The sequence below is a fragment of the Enterobacter sichuanensis genome (genome assembly GCF_009036245.1).
GTDB lineage: Bacteria > Pseudomonadota > Gammaproteobacteria > Enterobacterales > Enterobacteriaceae > Enterobacter > Enterobacter sichuanensis.
The window spans coordinates 1448892-1469196 of the sequence record NZ_CP027986.1 but is presented as its reverse complement, the minus strand read 5'-3'; the positions used below and the strand labels follow the sequence as shown (position 1 = coordinate 1469196).

Annotated in this window: 14 protein-coding genes and 1 pseudogene; 9 read left to right on the top strand and 6 right to left on the bottom strand. The window is 59.0% G+C overall.

Annotated elements, in window-relative coordinates:
• Positions 1-17: 17 nt before the first annotated feature.
• On the bottom strand, positions 18-1889 hold the full coding sequence (gene gsiA / locus C1N69_RS06925) for a glutathione ABC transporter ATP-binding protein GsiA (protein WP_155030896.1): 1872 nt from the start codon (positions 1887-1889) through the stop codon (positions 18-20).
• Positions 1876-2839: pseudogene (iaaA, locus tag C1N69_RS06920) on the bottom strand (beta-aspartyl-peptidase). The gene gsiA and the pseudogene iaaA overlap by 14 nt, the downstream one beginning before the upstream one ends.
• A 187-nt stretch (positions 2840-3026) precedes the next feature.
• Here iaaA and moeA point away from each other — a divergent pair.
• Positions 3027-4259 carry a molybdopterin molybdotransferase MoeA gene (gene moeA / locus C1N69_RS06915; protein WP_155030895.1) on the top strand — a complete coding sequence of 411 codons (1233 nt, stop codon included), beginning with the start codon at positions 3027-3029 and terminating at the stop codon, positions 4257-4259.
• 1 nt (position 4260) lies between these two features.
• Positions 4261-5013 carry a molybdopterin-synthase adenylyltransferase MoeB gene (gene moeB, locus C1N69_RS06910; RefSeq protein WP_155030894.1) on the top strand — a complete coding sequence of 251 codons (753 nt, stop codon included), beginning with the start codon at positions 4261-4263 and terminating at the stop codon, positions 5011-5013.
• 99 nt (positions 5014-5112) lie between these two features.
• Here the strand turns inward: moeB and fsa are convergent, their stop codons facing one another.
• The gene (fsa, locus tag C1N69_RS06905) at positions 5113-5775 is read right to left on the bottom strand and encodes a fructose-6-phosphate aldolase (protein ID WP_023303353.1); all 663 of its coding nucleotides are present in this window, start codon (positions 5773-5775) and stop codon (positions 5113-5115) included.
• A gap of 128 nt (positions 5776-5903) precedes the next feature.
• On the opposite strand from fsa, the gene C1N69_RS06900 reads away from it, so the two are divergent.
• From C1N69_RS06900 to C1N69_RS06885, 4 genes are all read left to right on the top strand, one after another.
• Positions 5904-6803, top strand: a complete 900-nt coding sequence (locus tag C1N69_RS06900; protein ID WP_155030893.1) for a glycyl-radical enzyme activating protein — start codon at positions 5904-5906, stop codon at positions 6801-6803.
• A 4-nt stretch (positions 6804-6807) separates the two neighbouring features.
• Positions 6808-9240: a formate C-acetyltransferase/glycerol dehydratase family glycyl radical enzyme gene (locus C1N69_RS06895; protein ID WP_155030892.1), complete on the top strand. Its 2433-nt coding sequence runs from the start codon at positions 6808-6810 to the stop codon at positions 9238-9240.
• Positions 9241-9461: 221 nt separating this feature from the next.
• Positions 9462-10277 (top strand): Cof-type HAD-IIB family hydrolase, encoded by an 816-nt coding sequence (locus C1N69_RS06890; protein WP_095440889.1) that lies wholly within the window; start codon positions 9462-9464, stop codon positions 10275-10277.
• Between the two features lie 148 nt (positions 10278-10425).
• Positions 10426-11682 carry a DUF1479 domain-containing protein gene (locus C1N69_RS06885; RefSeq protein ID WP_095440888.1) on the top strand — a complete coding sequence of 419 codons (1257 nt, stop codon included), beginning with the start codon at positions 10426-10428 and terminating at the stop codon, positions 11680-11682.
• Here C1N69_RS06885 and C1N69_RS06880 read toward each other — a convergent pair.
• Complete coding sequence (locus C1N69_RS06880; RefSeq protein ID WP_025757288.1) at positions 11679-12752, bottom strand: LacI family DNA-binding transcriptional regulator; 1074 nt, start codon at positions 12750-12752, stop codon at positions 11679-11681. The two genes, C1N69_RS06885 and C1N69_RS06880, sit on opposite strands and share 4 nt — an antisense overlap.
• A gap of 288 nt (positions 12753-13040) precedes the next feature.
• On the opposite strand from C1N69_RS06880, the gene C1N69_RS06875 reads away from it, so the two are divergent.
• Together C1N69_RS06875 and C1N69_RS06870 are read left to right on the top strand one after the other, a co-directional pair.
• Positions 13041-14342, top strand: a complete 1302-nt coding sequence (locus C1N69_RS06875) for an MFS transporter (RefSeq protein ID WP_025757287.1) — start codon at positions 13041-13043, stop codon at positions 14340-14342.
• A gap of 17 nt (positions 14343-14359) precedes the next feature.
• Entirely contained in the window at positions 14360-16723 is a 2364-nt protein-coding gene (locus C1N69_RS06870; protein WP_155030891.1) for a glycoside hydrolase family 31 protein, read from the top strand.
• Between the two features lie 78 nt (positions 16724-16801).
• Here C1N69_RS06870 and C1N69_RS06865 read toward each other — a convergent pair whose 3' ends face one another.
• Complete coding sequence (locus C1N69_RS06865) at positions 16802-18397, bottom strand: ABC-F family ATPase (protein ID WP_047958092.1); 1596 nt, start codon at positions 18395-18397, stop codon at positions 16802-16804.
• A 221-nt stretch (positions 18398-18618) separates the two neighbouring features.
• Here C1N69_RS06865 and ldtB point away from each other — a divergent pair, with 221 nt between their 5' ends.
• Positions 18619-19539, top strand: a complete 921-nt coding sequence (gene ldtB, locus C1N69_RS06860) for a L,D-transpeptidase (protein WP_025757284.1) — start codon at positions 18619-18621, stop codon at positions 19537-19539.
• Positions 19540-19579: 40 nt separating this feature from the next.
• On the opposite strand, the gene C1N69_RS06855 is transcribed toward ldtB, so the two are convergent.
• A complete protein-coding gene (locus tag C1N69_RS06855; RefSeq protein ID WP_155030890.1) occupies positions 19580-20296 on the bottom strand; it encodes a GntR family transcriptional regulator in 717 nt (238 codons plus the stop codon).
• Between the last annotated feature and the right edge of the window lie 9 nt (positions 20297-20305).

The following is a 20305-nucleotide window of genomic DNA, read 5'->3' as shown; positions in this document are numbered from 1 at the left end:
CTCCTGCCTGTTGTAAGTTATAACCGCGAGAAAGCATTTGCCTGACGCGGGGGAGCGACGAAATGACCCGGACCCACTTCGCGCAGCGTGACACGCTCCACGACCTCGCCGCGTTTACGAATATTGCTCGGCATTTCATCCTGCAGCAGCACGCGCTGGCCGTGACGATGCGCCGGATCGGCGACCGGGACCGCCGCAATAAGCTTGCGGGTATACGGATGCTGCGGGTTTTCAAACACCGCTCGTCGCGGGCCGATCTCGACGATCTGCCCCATAAACATCACCGCCACGCGATGGCTGATGCGCTCAACCACCGCCATATCGTGCGAAATAAACAGAAAAGCGATGCCCATATCCCGCTGTAAATCGAGCAGCAGGTTAATGATCTGCGCCCGAATAGAGACATCCAGCGCCGAAACGGACTCATCGGCAATCACCACTTTCGGGTTCAGCGCCAGCGCGCGGGCAATGCAGATCCGCTGGCGCTGCCCGCCGGAAAACTCATGCGGATAACGCCAGGCGTGTTCCGGCTTCAGGCCAACGCGCTCCAGCAGCCAGGCCACGCGACGCTGTGCCGCGTCGCCGTCCAGCAGGTTATGTACCCGCAGCGGCTCCATGATCGAGTACCCCACCGTGTGGCGCGGGTCGAGAGAGGCATACGGATCCTGGAAAATAAACTGAATATCCCGCCGCACCGCCTGCAGCCTGCTGTCCGGCAGGGTATCAATGCGCTCGCCGTTAAAGGTAATGCTCCCTTCCTGCGATTCCACCAGACGGAGCAACGCGCGCCCGGTGGTAGATTTACCGCAGCCGGACTCCCCCACCAGCGCCAGCGTTTCGCCCGGCCAGAGATCAAAACTGACGTTTTCCACCGCGTGCACTTCGCGCCTCACGCGATTCAACACGCCGCTGCGCAGCGGGAAACGGGTGACCAGATTACGCACCTCCAGAATGGGCTTACCCGGCACCACGGTATCCTGCTCGCGTTCCTCCTCCTCCGGCCCTGTCGCATCGAGCGAAATCAGCGGGAAGCGGCGCGGCAAATCGCGGCCGTTCATGGCACCGAGACGCGGGACCGCCGCCAGCAACGCTTTGGTATAGGGATGAACGGGCGCGTGAAAAATCTGCTCAACTGTGCCCGTTTCTACCCCGCTGCCCTTGTGCATCACCAGCACGCGATCGGCGATATCGGCGACCACGCCCATATCGTGGGTAATGAATATCACCCCCATCTCCATCTCCTGCTGCAGCACTTTGATGAGCTGCAGGATCTGCGCCTGAATCGTCACGTCCAGCGCCGTCGTCGGCTCATCGGCGATCAGCACCGCAGGACGGCAGGAGAGCGCCATGGCAATCATCACCCGCTGGCGCATGCCGCCAGAGAGCTGATGCGGGTAGCGGCCAAGAATAGCCTGCGCTTCCGGAATGCGCACCAACTCCAGCATTCGTCTGGCTTCACTGAGCGCCTCATCGCCGCCGAGCCCCTGATGCAGGCGGATGGACTCGGCAATTTGTTCCCCCACCGGGAACACCGGATTGAGCGAGGTCATCGGCTCCTGGAAAATCATGGCAATATCCGCCCCGCGCACGCCCTGCATCTGCGCGCTGCTCAGATCGTTTATATCAATGACCTGACGGTTACGGCGGCGCAGGAGCATTTTCTCGCTGCTGATTTGCCCGCCCGTCTGCTCCAGCAGACGCATCAGCGCCAGCGCGGTGACCGATTTACCGGAGCCGGACTCGCCAACAATCGCCAGCGTCTCACCGCGTTTGAGCGAGAAGGATAAATTCTGTACTGCGGGGATGAACTGCCGCTCTTCCTGAAACGCAATATTCAGCTGATGGACAGCCAGCACTTCGCGGTTGTCCAGCTCTTCACTGTGCGGCACGCGTTGCCCCCTTATTCACGATAGATCCCCGTGCTCGGTTCATCACCGGCATAACCCCAGGCGCGGTACATCCCTTCGCTGTTGAACGGCAGGGCCACGTTGCCCTCACGATCCACGGCAATCAGCCCGCCGATGCCGCCCAGCGCGGGCAACTTTTCCATCACCACGCGCTCGCAGGCCTCGCTCAGGCTTAGCCCGCCATAATCCATCAGCGCGGTGATGTCATAGGCCGCGAGGGCACGAATAAAGACTTCCCCGGTGCCGGTACAGGACACCGCCGCCGTGGCGTTATTGGCATAGCAGCCGGCACCGGGCAGCGGGCTGTCGCCGACGCGTCCAGGCAGCTTGTTGGTCATCCCTCCCGTTGACGTCGCCGCCGCGAGGTTTCCGGCCTTATCGAGCGCCACCGCGCCGACCGTGCCCATTTTGGTGGTTTCATCCAGCGGCGCAGCATGGTCAAGCTGCGTCATGCCCGCCGAACGCGCTTCAAGCAGCTGCTGGTAGCGCGCCTCGGTAGAAAAGAGATCGGGCGATACCTGTTCCATCCCGTGCCCGAAGGCAAACGCCTCCGCCCCGGCACCGGTCAACAGCACATGGGGGCTCTCTTCCATCACCAGACGCGCCGCCAGCACCGGATTACGCAGGCGACTGACGCCCGCCACGGCCCCCGCTTTCAGGGTGATGCCGTCCATCACGCAGGCATCCAGCTCGTGGGTTTCGTCCCGGGTAAAGACCGAGCCGATCCCGGCATTAAATAACGGACACTCCTCCAGCAAGCGTACCGCCTCGGTGACCACGTCCAGCGCGCTTTCGCCCGCTTCCAGCATTTTCTGGCCCGTTTCCACAATGGCGTACAGCGCGTCAATGTAGCGCTTTTCATCCTCGGGACTGAGCTGTGCACGGGTGATAGCCCCGGCGCCGCCATGAATTGCGATTACCGCATTACCCATTCACATCACCCGTTAGCCTGATTTGCGGCTTTTTCTATAAATATCATTATCGTCAATGAAACTTCAGATGATTTTTGAATATAGAAAGACGCAACTGTGATGTAAAGCGTACACCTCCGGGTCATACTGTTAGTGGCACTTTTCTGCCATAATGGCCGCTTTCGTTGTTACTGTGCAGGAGCCCACCATGGATTTTACCGCCGGACTGATGTCGCTTGAGACGGCACTCACGCAGATGCTTGACCGAGTTTCCCCGCTGCATGACGTTGAAACGCTGCCTCTGGTGCGCTGTTTTGGTCGTATTGCCGCGCGCGATATTGTCTCCCCGCTTAACGTGCCAGGGTTCGATAATTCCGCGATGGACGGTTATGCGGTACGCCTGGCGGATCTCCGGGCCGGTCAGGCGCTGCCGGTGGCGGGTAAAGCGTTTGCCGGACAGCCATTTAACGGTGAATGGCCTGCGGGCACCTGCGTGCGCATCATGACCGGTGCGCCGGTTCCGGCAGGCTGCGACGCCGTGGTGATGCAGGAAGAGACCGAGCAAACGGATGACGGCATCCGGTTTACCGCCAACGTCAAAGCGGGCCAGAACATTCGCCGCACCGGCGAGGATATTGCCCTTGGCGCGACGGTCTTTGCCGCCGGACAGAAGCTGACGGCGGGTGAACTGCCGGTGCTGGCCTCCCTCGGCATCGCGGAAATCGAGGTTATCCGTAAAGTGCGCGTCGCCGTATTCTCGACGGGCGACGAACTGCAGCTTCCGGGCCAGCCGCTGCAGGACGGACAGATTTACGACACCAACCGTCTGGCGGTACACCTGATGCTGGAGCAGCTGGGCTGCGAGGTGATTAACCTCGGCATTATTCCTGACGATCCGGAAAAACTGCGCGCTGCGTTTATTGAGGCGGACAACACCGCCGACGTGGTCATCAGCTCCGGCGGCGTCTCCGTGGGCGAGGCGGATTACACCAAAACCATCCTTGAAGAGTTGGGTGAAATCGCTTTCTGGAAGCTGGCGATCAAACCGGGCAAACCGTTCGCCTTTGGTAAACTGCAGCACAGCTGGTTCTGCGGCCTGCCGGGTAACCCGGTCTCGGCGGCACTCACCTTCTACCAGCTGGTGATCCCGCTGCTGGCGAAGCTCTCCGGTAACCGGGCCCGCCCGCTGCCGGAACGCCTGCGCGTGCGTGCCGCGACGCGCCTGAAAAAATCACCGGGCCGTCTCGATTTCCAGCGTGGGATCCTGACGCGCAACGCGGACGGTGAGCTCGAAGTGAGCACCACCGGGCACCAGGGCTCGCACATTTTCAGCTCCTTCAGCCAGGGCAACTGCTTTATCGTCCTCGAGCGCGAGCGCGGCAACGTGGAAGCGGGCGAATGGGTTGAGGTGGAGCGCTTTAACCAGTTGTTCGGGGGCTGACATGACGGTGGAGCTGAGCGACCAGGAGATGATGCGCTACAACCGCCAGATTGTGCTGCGCGGGTTTGATTTCGAGGGTCAGGAAGCGCTCAAGGCGGCCAGCGTGCTGGTCGTCGGACTTGGCGGTCTGGGCTGTGCCGCCGCCCAGTACCTCGCCGCGGCGGGTGTGGGCAGGATGACACTGCTGGACTTTGATACCGTGTCGGTGTCTAACCTGCAGCGCCAGACGCTGCACAGCGACGCAACGGTTGGCCAGCCGAAAGTAGATTCTGCCCGCGCGGCGCTGGCCCGCATTAACCCCAACGTTCAGTTCACTCTGCTTGACGCGATGCTGGATGATGACGCGCTCTCCGCGCAAATTGCCCGGCACGATCTGGTGCTCGACTGCACCGATAACGTCGCCGTCCGTAATCAGCTAAACGCGGGCTGTTTTGCCCACAAAACTCCGCTGGTCTCCGGCGCGGCGATCCGCATGGAGGGGCAAATCAGCGTCTTCACATACGCGGACGGTGAACCCTGCTACCGCTGCCTGAGCCGCCTGTTTGGCGAGAACGCGCTTACCTGTGTCGAAGCCGGCGTGATGGCGCCGCTGGTCGGTGTGATTGGGTCATTGCAGGCGATGGAAGCGATCAAAGTGCTGGCGCATTACGGTACGCCGGCGGCGGGGAAAATCGTGATGTACGACGCAATGACCTGCCAGTTCCGCGAGATGAAGCTGATGCGTAATCCGGGATGTGAGATTTGCGGAGGTTAAACCCTACTGCGGCCTGATGCCCTCACCCCGGCCCTCTCCCACAGGGAGAGGGAGAAAATCGTAGGCCGGGTAAGGCGAAGCCGCCACCCGGCAACAGCGTCAGATCGACGTCCGTCCAAACGCCCCCTGCCAGTCCTGCTCAAACTTCACAATCGCCGCGTCCACGGCCGGAGAGGTAATAAACTGCTGCGCCACGTCCAGCGGCAGCGTGATGGACTCGCAGCCTGCCAGCAGGCAATCCAGCGCCTGACGCGGGGTTTTAAAGCTCGCGGCCAGCACCTTTGACTGCGGGGCATGCAGGGTCAGCAGCTGCTGTAATTCCACCACCGTCTGGATCCCGTCCCCGCCCTGCGCGTCCACGCGGTTAACGTATGGCGCGACATACTCAGCCCCCGCCAGCGCGGACAACATCCCTTGTGCAGCGCCGTATACCGCCGTGCCCAGCGTCGGGATCCCTTCTGCTTTCAGCATTTTGATGGCTGCCAGCCCTTCTGCGGTTACCGGTACTTTCACCACCAGGTCGTTAATGATGGCGCGCAGCTTACGCGCGTCTTCCACCATCCCTTCCGCGGTGGTCGCCATCACCTGGGCAAACAGACGGCCTTTGCCGCCCAGGGCGTCGTGCAGGGCTGGCAACAGCTCCTCCAGCGGCGTTTTCCCGGCCGCAACGATGCTTGGGTTAGTGGTCACACCTGCCAGCGGGAAGATACGCGCCAGCTTTTTCACCGCCGCAACGTCAGATGTGTCGAGATAAAGTTCCATGATGTCACCCTCAAAATTAGCCTGCACTTACCCTATCACGACAAAACCTGCTCAGGAGTTGACCTGCATCAAGATAACTTTCATTCGAAAGTAATTTAATCTTCATATGCAAGATGAGAGGCAAAAACATGATCTTCAATATTCAGCGTTACTCTACCCACGATGGCCCCGGTATTCGTACCGTGGTGTTCCTGAAAGGCTGCTCGCTGGGCTGTCGCTGGTGCCAGAACCCGGAAAGCCGCTCCCGCAGCCGGGACGTGCTGTTTGATGCGCGCCTGTGTCTGGACGGCTGCGACCTGTGCCAGCAGGCGGCGCCGGGCTGCATCGAACGTGCGCTGAACGGGCTGGTCATTCATCGCGAGAAGCTTAACGACGAGGCGCTCAATACCCTCACCGACTGCTGCCCGACGCAGGCGCTGACCGTCTGCGGTGAAGAGCAGCAGGTCGGGGAGATCATGGCGACCGTCCTGCGCGACAAACCCTTCTACGACCGCAGCGGCGGCGGAATTACGCTTTCCGGCGGTGAGCCGTTTATGAACCCCGAGCTGGCACTTGCGCTGTTTAAAGCCAGCCACGAACAGGGTATCCACACCGCCGTCGAAACCTGTCTTCACGTACCGTGGCACTATATCGAGCCCTCTTTACCGTACGTCGATCTGTTTCTCGCCGACCTGAAGCATGTCGACGCTGACGTTTTCAAGCAGTGGACGGACGGCTCGGCAAAACGAATTTTGGATAACCTGAAACGCCTTGCCGCTGCCGGGAAAAAAATCACCCTCCGCGTGCCGCTGATCCCGGGCTTTAACGCCGATGAAGCGTCTGTTACCGCCATTACCAATTTCGCCGCCGACGAGCTCGGCGTCAACGATATTCATTTTCTGCCGTACCACACGCTGGGCATGAACAAATACACGCTGCTCGGCCAACCCTACTCTGCCCCTGACAAACCGCTGAATAACCCTGCCCTGCTGGACTTCGCGCAGCAGTACGCCTGCCAGAAAGGGTTAACCGCGACCTTACGAGGATAAACTTATGACCACCCTGAATCTCAACACCCTCAGCGAGCGCATTAAGGCGCACAAAACGGCCCTCGTACATATCGTCAAGCCGCCGGTCTGTACCGAACGCGCGCAGCACTACACCGAAATGTATCAGCAGCATATGGACAAACCGATCCCGGTGCGTCGCGCCCTGGCGCTGGCGCACCACCTGGCCCGGCGTACCATCTGGATCAAACACGATGAACTCATCATCGGTAACCAGGCAAGCGAAGTGCGCGCCGCGCCGATTTTCCCGGAATATACCGTCTCCTGGATTGAGAAAGAGATTGACGACCTGGCTGATCGCCCGGGCGCGGGCTTTGCGGTGAGCGAAGAGAACAAGCGCGTTCTGCATGCGATCTGCCCGTGGTGGCGCGGCCAGACGGTCCAGGATCGCTGCTACGGCATGTTCACCGACGAGCAGAAAGGCCTGCTGGAAACCGGCATCATCAAAGCCGAAGGCAACATGACCTCCGGCGATGCGCACCTGGCCGTTAACTTCCCGCTGGTGCTGGAGAAAGGTCTCGACGGCCTGCGCGCCAAAGTGGCCGAGCGCCGCTCGCGCATTAACCTGACGGTGCTGGAAGACCTGCACGGCGACCAGTTCCTGAAAGCAATTGATATCGTGCTGGAGGCGGTGAGCCAGCACATCAAACGCTTTGCCGACCTGGCGCGTGACATGGCCGCCAGCGAAACCCGCGAAAGCCGCCGCGACGAACTGCTGGCGATGGCGGAAAACTGCGACGTGATTGCTCACGAACCGCCAAAAACCTTCTGGCAGGCGCTGCAGCTGTGCTACTTCATTCAGCTGATCCTGCAGATTGAGTCCAACGGACACTCCGTCTCCTTCGCGCGGATGGACCAGTATCTCTATCCGTTCTACCGCCGCGACGTGGAGCTGAACCAGAGTCTCGACCGCGAGCACGCCATCGAGCTGCTGCACAGCTGCTGGCTGAAGCTGCTGGAAGTAAACAAAATCCGTTCCGGCTCGCACTCGAAAGCCTCTGCCGGTAGCCCGCTGTACCAGAACGTCACCATCGGCGGCCAGACGCTGGTCAACGGTGAGCCGATGGACGCGGTCAACCCGCTCTCTTACGCAATTCTGGAGTCCTGCGGCCGTCTGCGCTCCACCCAGCCGAACCTGAGCGTGCGCTACCACGCGGGCATGAGCAACGACTTCCTCGACGCCTGCGTGCAGGTGATCCGCTGCGGCTTCGGGATGCCGGCATTCAATAACGATGAAATCGTGATCCCGGAATTCATCAAGCTCGGCGTTGAGCGCGATGATGCTTACGACTACGCGGCGATTGGCTGCATCGAAACCGCCGTCGGCGGCAAATGGGGCTATCGCTGCACCGGCATGAGTTTTATCAACTTCGCCCGCGTGATGCTGGCGGCGCTGGAAGGCGGCCGGGATGCCACCAGCGGGAAAGTGTTCCTGCCGCAGGAGAAAGCGCTCTCTGCCGGTAACTTCGATAACTTCGAAGAGGTGATGGCGGCGTGGGACACCCAGATCCGCTACTACACCCGCAAATCCATCGAGATTGAATATGTGGTGGACACCATGCTCGAAGAGAACGTCCACGATATTCTCTGCTCCGCGCTGGTGGACGACTGTATCGAACGGGCGAAGAGCATCAAGCAGGGTGGCGCGAAGTATGACTGGGTCTCCGGCCTGCAGGTGGGGATCGCCAACCTCGGCAACAGCCTGGCGGCGGTGAAGAAGATGGTATTCGAGCAGGGCGTCATTGGTCAGCAGCAGCTGGCGGTCGCGCTGGCGGATGACTTCGACGGGCTGACCCACGAGCAACTGCGTCAGCGTCTGATCAACGGTGCGCCGAAATACGGTAACGACGACGACAGCGTGGATATGCTGCTGACGCGTGCCTACCAGACCTACATTGAAGAGCTGAAGCAGTACCACAACCCGCGTTACGGCCGCGGCCCGATTGGCGGAAACTATTACGCAGGCACCTCTTCTATTTCCGCTAACGTGCCGTTTGGCGCGGCGACGATGGCCACCCCGGACGGACGAAAAGCCCATACCCCGCTGGCGGAAGGCGCCAGCCCGGCATCCGGTACCGATCACCTTGGTCCAACGGCGGTCATTGGCTCCGTGGGCAAATTGCCGACCGAAGCGATTCTCGGCGGCGTGCTGCTAAACCAGAAGCTGAACCCGTCAACGCTGGAAAACGACAGCGACCGCCAGAAGCTGATGGTGCTGCTGCGCACCTTCTTCGAGGTGCATAAGGGCTGGCATATTCAGTACAACATTGTTTCCCGCGAAACGCTGCTGGAAGCGAAAAAACACCCTGACCAGTATCGTGACCTGGTGGTGCGCGTGGCGGGCTACTCGGCGTTCTTCACCGCCCTGTCGCCGGATGCGCAGGACGATATTATTGCGCGTACGGAGCATACGCTGTAACCGAGCTATCCCCTCTCCCTTGAGGGAGAGGGTTAGGGTGAGGGAGAAATACGCGCGCTGATGCCCTCACCCCGGCCCTCTCCCACGGGAGAGGGAGAAAACACTAAAAACGGCAACCTCGGTTGCCGTTTTGCTTTTACTTTCGAATGAAATTAAATTTGTGCTCCTCGTCACCTTGTTATTAGAATGTTTCAAAACGCAGTGACCCAGGAGCGCAATGTATGACCGTTAAAGTTATCGTCACCGATATGGACGGAACTTTCCTTGATGATGCCAAGCAGTACGATCGGGACCGCTTTCAGGCACAGTTTGAGCAGCTTAAAGCCCGCAATATTGAATTCGTTGTCGCCAGCGGCAACCAGTATTACCAGCTCATCTCCTTCTTCCCGGAGCTGAAAGAGCAGATCTCCTTCGTGGCGGAAAACGGCGCGCTGGTCTTCGATCACGGCGAGCAGATTTTCCACGGCGAGCTGACGCGCCATGAGTCGCAGATCGTCACTGGCGAGTTGCTGAAAGACAAAGGGCTGAACTTTGTGGCCTGCGGTCTCGAAAGTGCGTACGTCAGCGATAAAGCGCCGGAGGCGTTCGTGGCGCTGATGTCAAAGCACTATCACCGCTTAAAGCGCGTCAGCGATTACCATGACATTGACGACGTGCTGTTCAAGTTCTCCCTGAACCTGCCGGACAGCGATATCCCGAATCTTATCGACAAACTGCACGTGTCGCTGGACGGCATCATGAAACCGGTCACCAGCGGCTTTGGTTTTGTGGATTTGATTATCCCTGGCCTGCACAAAGCCAACGGCATCAGCCGACTGCTGAAGCGCTGGGCTATCTCCCCGCAAGAATGTGTGGGTATCGGCGACAGCGGCAACGACGCGGAAATGCTGAAGCTGGTGAAATACTCGTTTGCAATGGGCAACGCGGCCGACAGTATCAAAGACATCTGCCGCTACAGTACCGACGACAATAACCACCAGGGCGCGCTGAACGTAATTCAGGCCGTGCTCGATGCCCATTCCCCGTTCGACGCCTAATCCTTCCCCGCCGGAGCCTCGCTCCGGCACTCTCCTTCTTTACCATCCTGTGGCACGCGTCAAGTTTTTAAACTTGCATTAACTTATTTTTAACTTAAAGTATCACTTGTAGATATTTTTACTTTCGAATGAAAGATGCGAGGCAGTTATGACCTTTACCAGTGAAACCTTACCGGCGGATCACAAAGCGGCAATCCGTCAGTTGAAACGTGAGTTACGCGCGCAGATTGGCGACGTGCAGGCGGTGTTCGACAAGCTCAGTGATAAAATCGCCACCCGCGTGGCGGAAATCAACGCCCTGAAAAACAAAGGTGAATCGGTCTGGCCGGTGATCCCGTTTTCGGATGTGAAAAATGGCACCATCACGCCCGCGCAGCGCGACGCCATCAAACGCCGGGGCTGCGCGGTGATTAAAGGTCACTTCCCGCGCGAACAGGCCCTGGCGTGGGATCAGTCGATGCTCGACTACCTCGATCTCAACCAGTTTGACGAGGTGTATAAAGGCCCGGGCGATAACTTCTTCGGCACCCTAACGGCCTCCCGCCCGGAGATATACCCGATCTACTGGTCGCAGGCGCAAATGCAGGCGCGCCAGAGTGAAGAGATGGCGCAGGTGCAGTCGTTCCTGAACCGTTTATGGACATTCGAGAGCAACGGCAAGCAGTGGTTCGACCCGGATGTGAGCGTGATTTATCCGGATCGTATTCGCCGCCGTCCGCCGGGAACCACCTCGAAAGGGCTGGGGGCGCATACCGACTCCGGCGCGCTGGAGCGCTGGCTGCTGCCGGCCTATCAGCAGGTCTTTGCCCGCGTGTTTGACGGCAACGTCGATAAATACGACCCGTGGAACGCCGCGCACCGCACCGAAGTGGAGGAGTACACCGTGGATAACACCACCAAATGCTCGGTGTTCCGCACCTTCCAGGGCTGGACGGCGCTGTCGGATATGATCCCAGGTCAGGGGCTGCTGCACGTGGTGCCCATCCCGGAGGCCATGGCGTACATTCTGCTGCGCCCGCTGCTGGACGACGTACCGGAGGACGAGCTCTGCGGCGTCGCACCGGGGCGCGTGTTGCCGGTCTCGGAGAAGTGGCACCCGCTGCTTATCGAGGCGTTAAGCAGCATTCCGGCACTGGAGGCGGGTGATTCCGTGTGGTGGCATTGCGATGTGATCCACTCGGTTGCACCGGTTGAGAACCAGCAGGGCTGGGGTAACGTGATGTACATCCCTGCCGCGCCGATGTGCGAGAAGAACCTCGCCTATGCGAAAAAGGTCCGGGAAGCGCTGGAAACCGGCGCGTCGCCGGGTGACTTCCCGCGTGAAGATTATGAAAAGACCTGGCAGGGCCGTTTTACCGTGGCCGACCTGAATATCCACGGCAAGCGCGCGCTGGGCATGGTTTAACTGTCGTACAACCCTTCCCGCTCCACGGCGGTGCGTCGTTTCCCCTGACGTATCCGCCGGACTGATTCCCGTACGGTCAGGGTGCCGTTCAGCAGCAAGGTGCCCACCGGCGCGTCCGGGCGCATCAGCCGCTGCTGGAGCATATGCACCGCTTCCGTTCCCAGCTCGTCGCGCGGAACATGCACCGCCGTTAACGGTACATCCTGAATGGCTGCCAGATTAAAGCCGTCAATGCTCATCACCGAGATGTCCTGCGGCACGCGCAACCCTTGTTTTTGCAGCGCACTGATGGTGCCCGCCGCCATAAAGTCGCCACCGACCAGAAACGCCGTCGGCAGATCGTTGCCCTGCATCTGGCTCAGCCAGTCGCTGACCATCTGTTCCGTTTCGCGCGCGCTGAAACTCGGTACCACCAGCAGATCGCGTTTGTCGTTGAACGTCAGGTTGTGGGATTGCCACGCATCGCGGATGCCGGAGAGGCGCAGTTCCATGGTGTAGCGACGCAGGCAGAGCACGTTCATCACTTCGCGGTGCCCCATCTCAAACAGATACTCCGCCGCCCGCTCGCCAATCGCCCGATGATCCGGCGCCACGGCCGGCAGGCGCATATGGCGATCGCGACAGTTAATCAGCATGCAGGGTTTACCGACATCCACCGCCAGATCGTGGATATGCGGATCGTCAATCCCGAGAAGGATGGCGGCCTGGGTGTCCGGTTCGTTCATACGTGCCAGAAAAAGCTGGGCGTCGCTGTCGTTCTCCTCCAGTGCACAGTAGCGCAGGCGTACATCGTGGGAAGCAAGGCCTTTGCTCACGCTCTGGATCACGCGGTAGTAAAAAATGTCAGACCGCTCGTCAAATGCCCGCTGCGGGGCGAACACCACCAGGCTGTTCAGCAGCAAACGCCCCGCCGCCATCCCGTCCAGCACCCCCAGCTCGCGGGCACACTCCAGCACCTTCGCCCGCGCTTTTTCGCTGGTATTGGCCTTCCCCGCCAGCACCCGCGAAACGGTGCTGATCGAGAGCTGAGTCCGGGTGGCAATTTCGGTGATTTTTAGCCTTTTGTCCATTTTGTGATCTGGCTCCATTTGCGAAATGACAAAATTTTCATAGCGTGTCTGTCAGGTCATTACTGATGCGTAAACCATCATGCCAAATGATTAAGCTCAGTTATGAGAATTTTTGCACAAAATCCACTACTGCCCACTCATTTTCTCCCTTAAGGTGAACTTGTCACACAACTTCCATACTAGTTGTATAGCAACTTAAGCATTCTAAACGGATAGAAATCAAAGGCATAAAAAACTGTGTGACACCTGAACCTCCGTCCCCTTAGCGTCCGTCTTGTGGAGAGTAAAATGAGTCAGGACATCAATAACACCGTTGCGGCAAGCAAAACCCGTCGCGTCATTAAAAACCTGCGCTGGTACGTACTGGTGCTGTTCTTACTGGGCGTCACCGTTAACTACATCACCCGAAATTCGTTAGGTATTCTCGCGCCGGAGCTGAAAGAGAGCCTCGGGATCACCACCGAGCAGTACTCCTGGATCGTCGGGGCCTTCCAGATCGCCTACACCATTTTCCAGCCCCTGTGCGGCTGGCTGATTGACGTCATCGGCCTGAAGATTGGTTTTATGGTCTGTGCCGGGATCTGGGCGCTGATGTGTATTTTCCACGCGGGGGCCGGAAGCTGGCTGCATCTCGCTATTCTGCGCTTCTTTATGGGGGCCTCTGAAGCGGCCGCCACGCCGGCGAACGCCAAAACGATTGGCGAATGGTTCCCGAAATCAGAGCGTCCTGTCGCCGCCGGTTGGGCGGGGGTGGGCTTCTCCATCGGTGCGATGCTGGCTCCGCCTATCATCTACTTTGCCCACGCCTCGTTCGGCTGGCAGGGAGCGTTTATGTTCACCGGCGTGCTGGCGCTGCTGTGGGTGATCCTGTGGTGGGCGTTCTACCACAACCCGGAGCAGCACCCGAACCTGAGCAAAGACGAGCTGGCGTTTATCAAACAGGATAATGAACCGCCTGCGGTGAAGCTGCCGTTCCTGACCGCGCTGAAAACCGTCTCGAAGAACAAACGTTTTTACGGTATCGCCATCCCGGCCTTTATGGCAGAGCCGGCCTGGGCGGTGCTGAGCTTCTGGGTGCCGCTGTATCTCGCCAAAGAGCACGGCATGGATCTGAAACAGATCGCGATGTTTGCCTGGCTGCCGTTTCTCGCCGCTGACCTTGGCAGCGTGGCGAGCGGCTACCTCACCCGCCTGTACACCCGTCTGTTCGGCTGCTCCCGCGTGAACTCGGTCGTGGCAAGCTCCGTGACCGGCGCGTTCCTGATGATCTCTCTGGCCATCGTGGCCATTACCCGCGACCCGTATATCACCATCGTGCTGATCTCCATCGGCGGCTTCGGGCACCAGATCATCTCCTGCATGCTGAGCGCCCTGGTCGTGGAGTCGTTTGATAAAGGTCAGATGGCGACCGTAAACGGCATGCGCGGCTCGGCGGCGTGGATCGCCAGCTTCCTGTTCTCGCTGTTAATTGGGGTGACCGCCGACAAAATCGGCTTTAACCCGCTCTTTATTGCCATGGGCTTCTTTGACCTGATTGGCGCTCTCTTCCTGGTAGCATTTATTGCTGAACGTCGCGCCAAGCGCGCCTGATAGTGGATGTATTGCATATGAAAACCCTGAAAAACTGGACCGTCGATAAGCAGTCGGCAAACCATCTGGAACTGCTGGTGGATAACCAGCACCGCCTGTGCCTGTATGTGCTGGAAGAGAACCTGTTCCGCGTGCTGATTAAGCGTAAAGGCGAACTGTCGCTCGACCGCACCTGGAGCATCGCCCCGGAGAAAGACGTACCGTGGGAAGGCCGCCATCGCGACGATCTCAGCGGTTTCACCTGCCCGGCCTGGACGCTGACGCAGCAGGATGACACGTTAACCGTGGCAACCGAACAGCTGCGCGTGACCGTCCACCAGCCGCTGTGGCTGGAGTGGCACTACCGCAATGACGAGGGCGAGTGGCAGCCGTTGGTCAACGACCGTCCGACCAGTGCCTACCTGCTGAATGCCCACGGCGACGGGGTGGCGCACTACCTGAGCCGCCGCAAGGACGAGCGTTTTTACGGTCTGGGTGAGAAAGCGGGCGATCTGCAGCGTAACGGTAAGCGCTATGAGATGCGTAACCTCGATGCGATGGGCTACAACGCCGCCAGCACCGACCCGCTGTACAAGCATATTCCGTTCACCCTCACCCACCGTGACGACGTGAGCTACGGCCTGTTCTATGACAACCTGAGCAGCTGCTGGCTGGACCTGGGAAACGAGATCGACAACTACCACACAGCCTATCGCCGCTGGCAGGCGGAAGCGGGCGATATTGATTACTACCTCTTTACCGGCAAACGGGTGCTGGACGTCACCAAAGCCTTCGTGCGCCTGACCGGGAAAACGTTATTCGGTCCGAAATGGAGCCTGGGCTACAGCGGCTCAACCATGCACTACACCGACGCGCCGGACGCGCAGAATCAGCTGATGAACTTTATTCGCCTGTGCGAAGAGCACGCCATCCCGTGCGACTCGTTCCAGCTCTCCTCGGGCTATACCTCGATCAACGGCAAGCGCTACGTCTTTAACTGGAACCATGACAAAGTGCCGCAGCCGAAGGTGATGACCCAGGCGTTCCACGACGCAGGGCTGAAACTTGCGGCAAACATCAAGCCGTGCCTGCTGCAGGACCATCCGCGCTATAGCGAAGTGGCAGAGAGCGGCCTGTTCATCCGCGATTCAGAAACCGATGCCCCCGAACGCTCCAGCTTCTGGGATGACGAAGGATCGCATCTCGATTTTACCAATCCGCAGACGGTGCAGTGGTGGCAGAACGGTGTCACCACGCAGCTGCTGGAGATGGGCATTGATTCCACCTGGAACGACAACAATGAATATGAAGTGTGGGATGGCGAAGCCCGCTGCCACGGCTTTGGCAAGGAGATCGCCATCAAGCATATTCGCCCGGTGATGCCGCTGCTGATGATGCGCGCCTCGCTGGAAGCGCAGCAGCGCTTTGCCCCGGAAAAGCGTCCTTATCTGATCTCCCGCTCCGGCTGTGCCGGGATGCAGCGCTACGTTCAGACCTGGAGCGGGGATAACCGCACCAGCTGGGAGACCCTGCGCTATAACATCCGTATGGGGCTGGGGATGAGCCTGTCCGGGCTGTTTAACGTTGGCCATGACGTGGGCGGTTTCTCCGGCGACAAACCGGACGCCGAGCTGTTTGTTCGCTGGGTGCAGAACGGGGTGATGCACCCGCGCTTCACCATTCACTCGTGGAACGATGACCACACGGTAAACGAGCCGTGGATGTACCCGGGCGTCACCCCTGCCATTCGCGCGGCCATTGAACTGCGCTATCGCCTGCTGCCGTATCTCTACACCCTGCTCTGGCAGGCACACGCCGACGACGAACCGATGCTGCGCCCGACTTTCCTCGACCACGAGCACGACGCGCAGACCTTCGAAGAGTGTGATGACTTCCTGCTGGGCCGCGATGTGCTGGTCGCAAGCGTCGTCGAAGCCGGTCAGCGTGCGCGCCGTCTCTGGCTGCCGGATAATGAAACCGGCTGGTACGATTTTTATACCCATGAGTGGTATGCGGGCGGGCAGTGGATCGTCCTCGACGCGCCGCTGGAAAAACTGCCGCTGCTGGTGCGCGCCGGTGCCGGTCTGCCGCTCAGCGAACGTATTAGGCATGTGTCTGCTGAAAAGGACGATGCCCGCGAACTGAAGCTGTTCCCGGTGAAAGGTGTCGGCGCCAGCGCTGGCCTGCTGTTTGAAGATGACGGTGAAAGCTGGGGCTACCAGAATGGCAATGCGCTGTGGGTGGAATGGGAAATGGTGTGCGACGGGGCAACCATCGACCTGAAGGTTAACGCGCGCGGCGATTACCGTCCGGCGTGGAAAGCCCTGAAGGTGTCGTTACCGGCGGGGGAGAAACGCAAACTGCGGGTGAATGGGGTTGAAGGGGGCGAGTGGGTGGTGTAACCCTCACCCTAACCCTCTCCCACAGGGAGAGGGAATAGACCGTAGGCCGGGTAAGGCGAAGCCGCCACCCGGTTTTTTTTAACTCTCGATACCTTTGCTGCGCAGATAATCTTCGTAGTTACCGGTGAAGTCCACCACGCGTTCTGGCGTAATTTCGATCACGCGGGTCGCCAGCGAGCTGACGAACTCGCGGTCGTGAGAGACGAAGATCAGGGTGCCCTGATACATCTCCAGCGCCATGTTCAGCGACTCGATCGATTCCATATCCAGGTGGTTGGTCGGTTCGTCCATCACCAGAATGTTGGGTTTTTCCATCATCAGCTTGCCGAACAGCATGCGGCCCTTCTCGCCACCGGAGAGCACTTTAGCCGGCTTCTTGATGTCGTCCTGGCTGAACAGCAGACGACCGAGAATGCTACGCACAGCCTGCTCGTCGTCGCCTTCCTGCTTCCACTGGCTCATCCAGTCAAAGACGGTCAGATCGTTTTCGAACTCATACTCATGATCCTGCGCGTAGTAGCCGATTTGCGCGTTTTCAGACCACTTGACGGTGCCGTTGTCCGGCTGCAGTTCGCCCACCAGGGTTTTCAGCATGGTGGATTTACCCACGCCGTTCGCCCCCAGAATGGCAATCTTCTCGCCCACTTCCAGCAGCAGGTTGAAGTTTTTGAACAGCGGACCTTCATCGAAGCCTTTGGTAAGGGCTTCCACTTCCAGCGCGTTACGGAACAGTTTCTTGTCCTGCTCGAAGCGGATGAACGGGTTCTGACGGCTGGAGGCTTTAACCTCTTCCAGCTTGATTTTGTCAATCTGACGCGCGCGCGAGGTGGCCTGACGCGATTTAGAAGCGTTGGCACTGAAGCGGCTAACGAAGGACTGCAGGTCTGCAATCTGCGCTTTTTTCTTGGCGTTGTCCGCCAGCAGACGTTCACGCGCCTGGGTGGCCGCCGTCATGTATTCGTCGTAGTTGCCCGGATACACGCGCAGCTCGCCGTAGTCCAGATCCGCCATGTGCGTACAGACCATGTTCAGGAAGTGACGGTCGTGCGAGATGATGATCATCGTGCTGTCGCGATCGTTCAGCGTCTGCTCCAGCCAGCGAATGGTGTCGATGTCCAGGTTGTTCGTTGGTTCGTCGAGCAGCAGAATGTCCGGGTTTGAGAACAGCGCCTGCGCCAGCAGCACGCGCAGCTTCCAGCCTGGCGCAACTTCGCTCATCGGGCCATAGTGTTGTTCTACCGGAATACCCACGCCCAGCAGCAGCTCGCCCGCACGGGCTTCCGCGGAGTAACCGTCCATTTCGCCGTACTGCGTTTCCAGATCGGCCACTTTATAACCGTCTTCTTCGCTCATCTCGGCCAGCGCATAGATACGATCGCGCTCCTGCTTCACTTCCCACAGCTCCGCGTGCCCCATGATCACCGTGTCGAGCACGGTGAATTCTTCAAAGGCGAACTGATCCTGACGCAGCTTACCGATACGCTCGTTAGGGTCGAGCGAAACGTTGCCGAGGGTCGGCTCCAGGTCACCGCCGAGGATCTTCATAAAGGTGGATTTACCGCTACCGTTGGCACCAATCAGGCCGTAACGGTTGCCGCCGCCAAATTTGACGGAAATGTTTTCGAACAGCGGCTTACTGCCAAACTGCATAGTGACGTTGCTGGTAACTAACACGGGGAGATTCCTGCGAAAAGTGTGATAAACACGGCATTATGCCACAATTCCGAATTGAGATCCCGTGTTGCGACGCTCCGCTAAACTTTAACAAAATCGAAAAAAATGTGATTTCGTACACATCTGAATTCCCTGTTAGCGGGAATGCACATATAATGCGCTCCCATCACAGATTCAGACTTATCAACTCACGCCTGAATGGCTTAGATACCTCGCACAACATGAACATGAAATTAACAACGCTTTTTGCGGCGGCGTTAGCCGTAGTAGGTTTTTGCAAAACCGCTTCTGCGGTGACTTATCCGCTGCCGACAGACGGTAGCCGTCTGGTGGGTCAAAACCAGGTAGTGACGGTGCCTGAGGGTAACACTCAGCCGCTGGAGTATTTTGCGGCGCAGTACCAGCTGGGCCTGTCTAACATGCTGGAAGCGAACCCGGGCGTTGACCCGTATCTGCCAAAAGCCGGGACCGTGCTTAACATTCCTCAGCAGCTGATCCTGCCGGATACCGTTCATGAAGGTATCGTCATCAACAGCGCGGAAATGCGTCTGTATTACTACCCGAAAGGCACCAACACCGTGATCGTGCTGCCAATCGGTATCGGCCAGTTGGGCAAAGACACCCCGCTGAACTGGACCACCAAAGTTGAGCGTAAGAAAGCAGGCCCAACCTGGACCCCAACGGCGAAAATGCACGCGGAATACATCGCAGCAGGCGAGCCGCTGCCAGCCGTGGTCCCGGCAGGCCCGGATAACCCGATGGGTCTGTACGCGCTGTACATTGGCCGTCTGTATGCTATTCACGGTACTAATGCCAACTTCGGTATCGGCCTGCGCGTCAGCCACGGCTGCGTACGTCTGCGTAACGACGACATTAAATTCCTGTTCGAAAACGTACCTGTCGGGACGCGAGTCCAGTTCATTAACGAACCGGTGAAAGCCACGTCTGAGCCAGACGGTAGCCGTTACATCGAAGTGCACAACCCGCTGTCCACCAGCGAAGATCAGATCAACAATAACGAAATCGTACCGATTACGCTGAACAGCGCGGTGCAGGCGGTGACCTCTCAGCCTGACGTCGAGACGACGATTGTTGACCAGGCGGTGCAGAACCGCTCCGGTATGCCGGTGCGTTTGAACTAATCGCCAAAAAGAAAAAGCGGGCTTCGATGCCCGCTTTTTTTTAGCCGTTATTGACGATCACAATCCCGCCGTGGTCGTACCGGTAGTGGCAGTGGGCATACTCCAGCGGCGTGCCATCTTCCAGATAGATCACCTGCTCCACCTCCAGCACCGGGTCGCTCTCCTCGCAGACCAGATGCTGCATGTCCAGCGCATTCGGCTTTAATGCCCGCACTACCCGGTACGACCCCATAATCTTGAGCCCCAGCGTCTCCTGGATATAGCGAAACACCGAGCTTTCAAGATGGCTTTTATTCAGGCCGGCCACCAGATTGAGCGGCATCACCGTGGCGTCCAGCGACATCGGCTCACCGTTGAGCAGACGCAGGCGGATGAAATCATAGACGGGCGTATCGGCGTTGATCATCAGCGAAGCCTGCTCTTTCTCGTTCGGAAAACGCAGTTCAAAATGCACCACCTGGCTGGTCACCGTACCCAGATGCTCCCAGGTTTTGGTCGCGCCAAAGTAGTCGCTGCCGGAGAGATCCCACTGCGACAGCTGAAGAAAATTCTTGCGGATGAACGTCCCCTGCCCCTGGCGGGTATACACCAGCCCTTCGACAATCAGCTGACGCATGGCCTGCTGAATGGTCATCCGGCTGGTATTGAACTCCGCGGCCAGCGCAAACTGGTCCGGCAGCGGTTCATTGGCGGCGTACTGCTGGCTGATGATGCGTTTCTTAATTTCCCGCGCTATGGTGATGTACTTCGCCGCCATCGTCCTTCC

What these genes read in the sequence shown, in the direction of transcription:
- moeA (WP_155030895.1), top strand. Translation starts at nt 3,027, where the DNA reads ATGGATTTTACCGCCGGACTGATGTCGCTTGAGACGGCACTCACGCAG.
- moeB (WP_155030894.1), top strand. Translation starts at nt 4,261, where the DNA reads ATGACGGTGGAGCTGAGCGACCAGGAGATGATGCGCTACAACCGCCAG.
- fsa (WP_023303353.1), bottom strand. Translation starts at nt 5,775, where the DNA reads ATGGAACTTTATCTCGACACATCTGACGTTGCGGCGGTGAAAAAGCTG.
- C1N69_RS06900 (WP_155030893.1), top strand. Translation starts at nt 5,904, where the DNA reads ATGATCTTCAATATTCAGCGTTACTCTACCCACGATGGCCCCGGTATT.
- C1N69_RS06895 (WP_155030892.1), top strand. Translation starts at nt 6,808, where the DNA reads ATGACCACCCTGAATCTCAACACCCTCAGCGAGCGCATTAAGGCGCAC.
- C1N69_RS06890 (WP_095440889.1), top strand. Translation starts at nt 9,462, where the DNA reads ATGACCGTTAAAGTTATCGTCACCGATATGGACGGAACTTTCCTTGAT.
- C1N69_RS06885 (WP_095440888.1), top strand. Translation starts at nt 10,426, where the DNA reads ATGACCTTTACCAGTGAAACCTTACCGGCGGATCACAAAGCGGCAATC.
- C1N69_RS06880 (WP_025757288.1), bottom strand. Translation starts at nt 12,752, where the DNA reads ATGGACAAAAGGCTAAAAATCACCGAAATTGCCACCCGGACTCAGCTC.
- C1N69_RS06875 (WP_025757287.1), top strand. Translation starts at nt 13,041, where the DNA reads ATGAGTCAGGACATCAATAACACCGTTGCGGCAAGCAAAACCCGTCGC.
- C1N69_RS06870 (WP_155030891.1), top strand. Translation starts at nt 14,360, where the DNA reads ATGAAAACCCTGAAAAACTGGACCGTCGATAAGCAGTCGGCAAACCAT.
- ldtB (WP_025757284.1), top strand. Translation starts at nt 18,619, where the DNA reads ATGAACATGAAATTAACAACGCTTTTTGCGGCGGCGTTAGCCGTAGTA.
- C1N69_RS06855 (WP_155030890.1), bottom strand. Translation starts at nt 20,296, where the DNA reads ATGGCGGCGAAGTACATCACCATAGCGCGGGAAATTAAGAAACGCATC.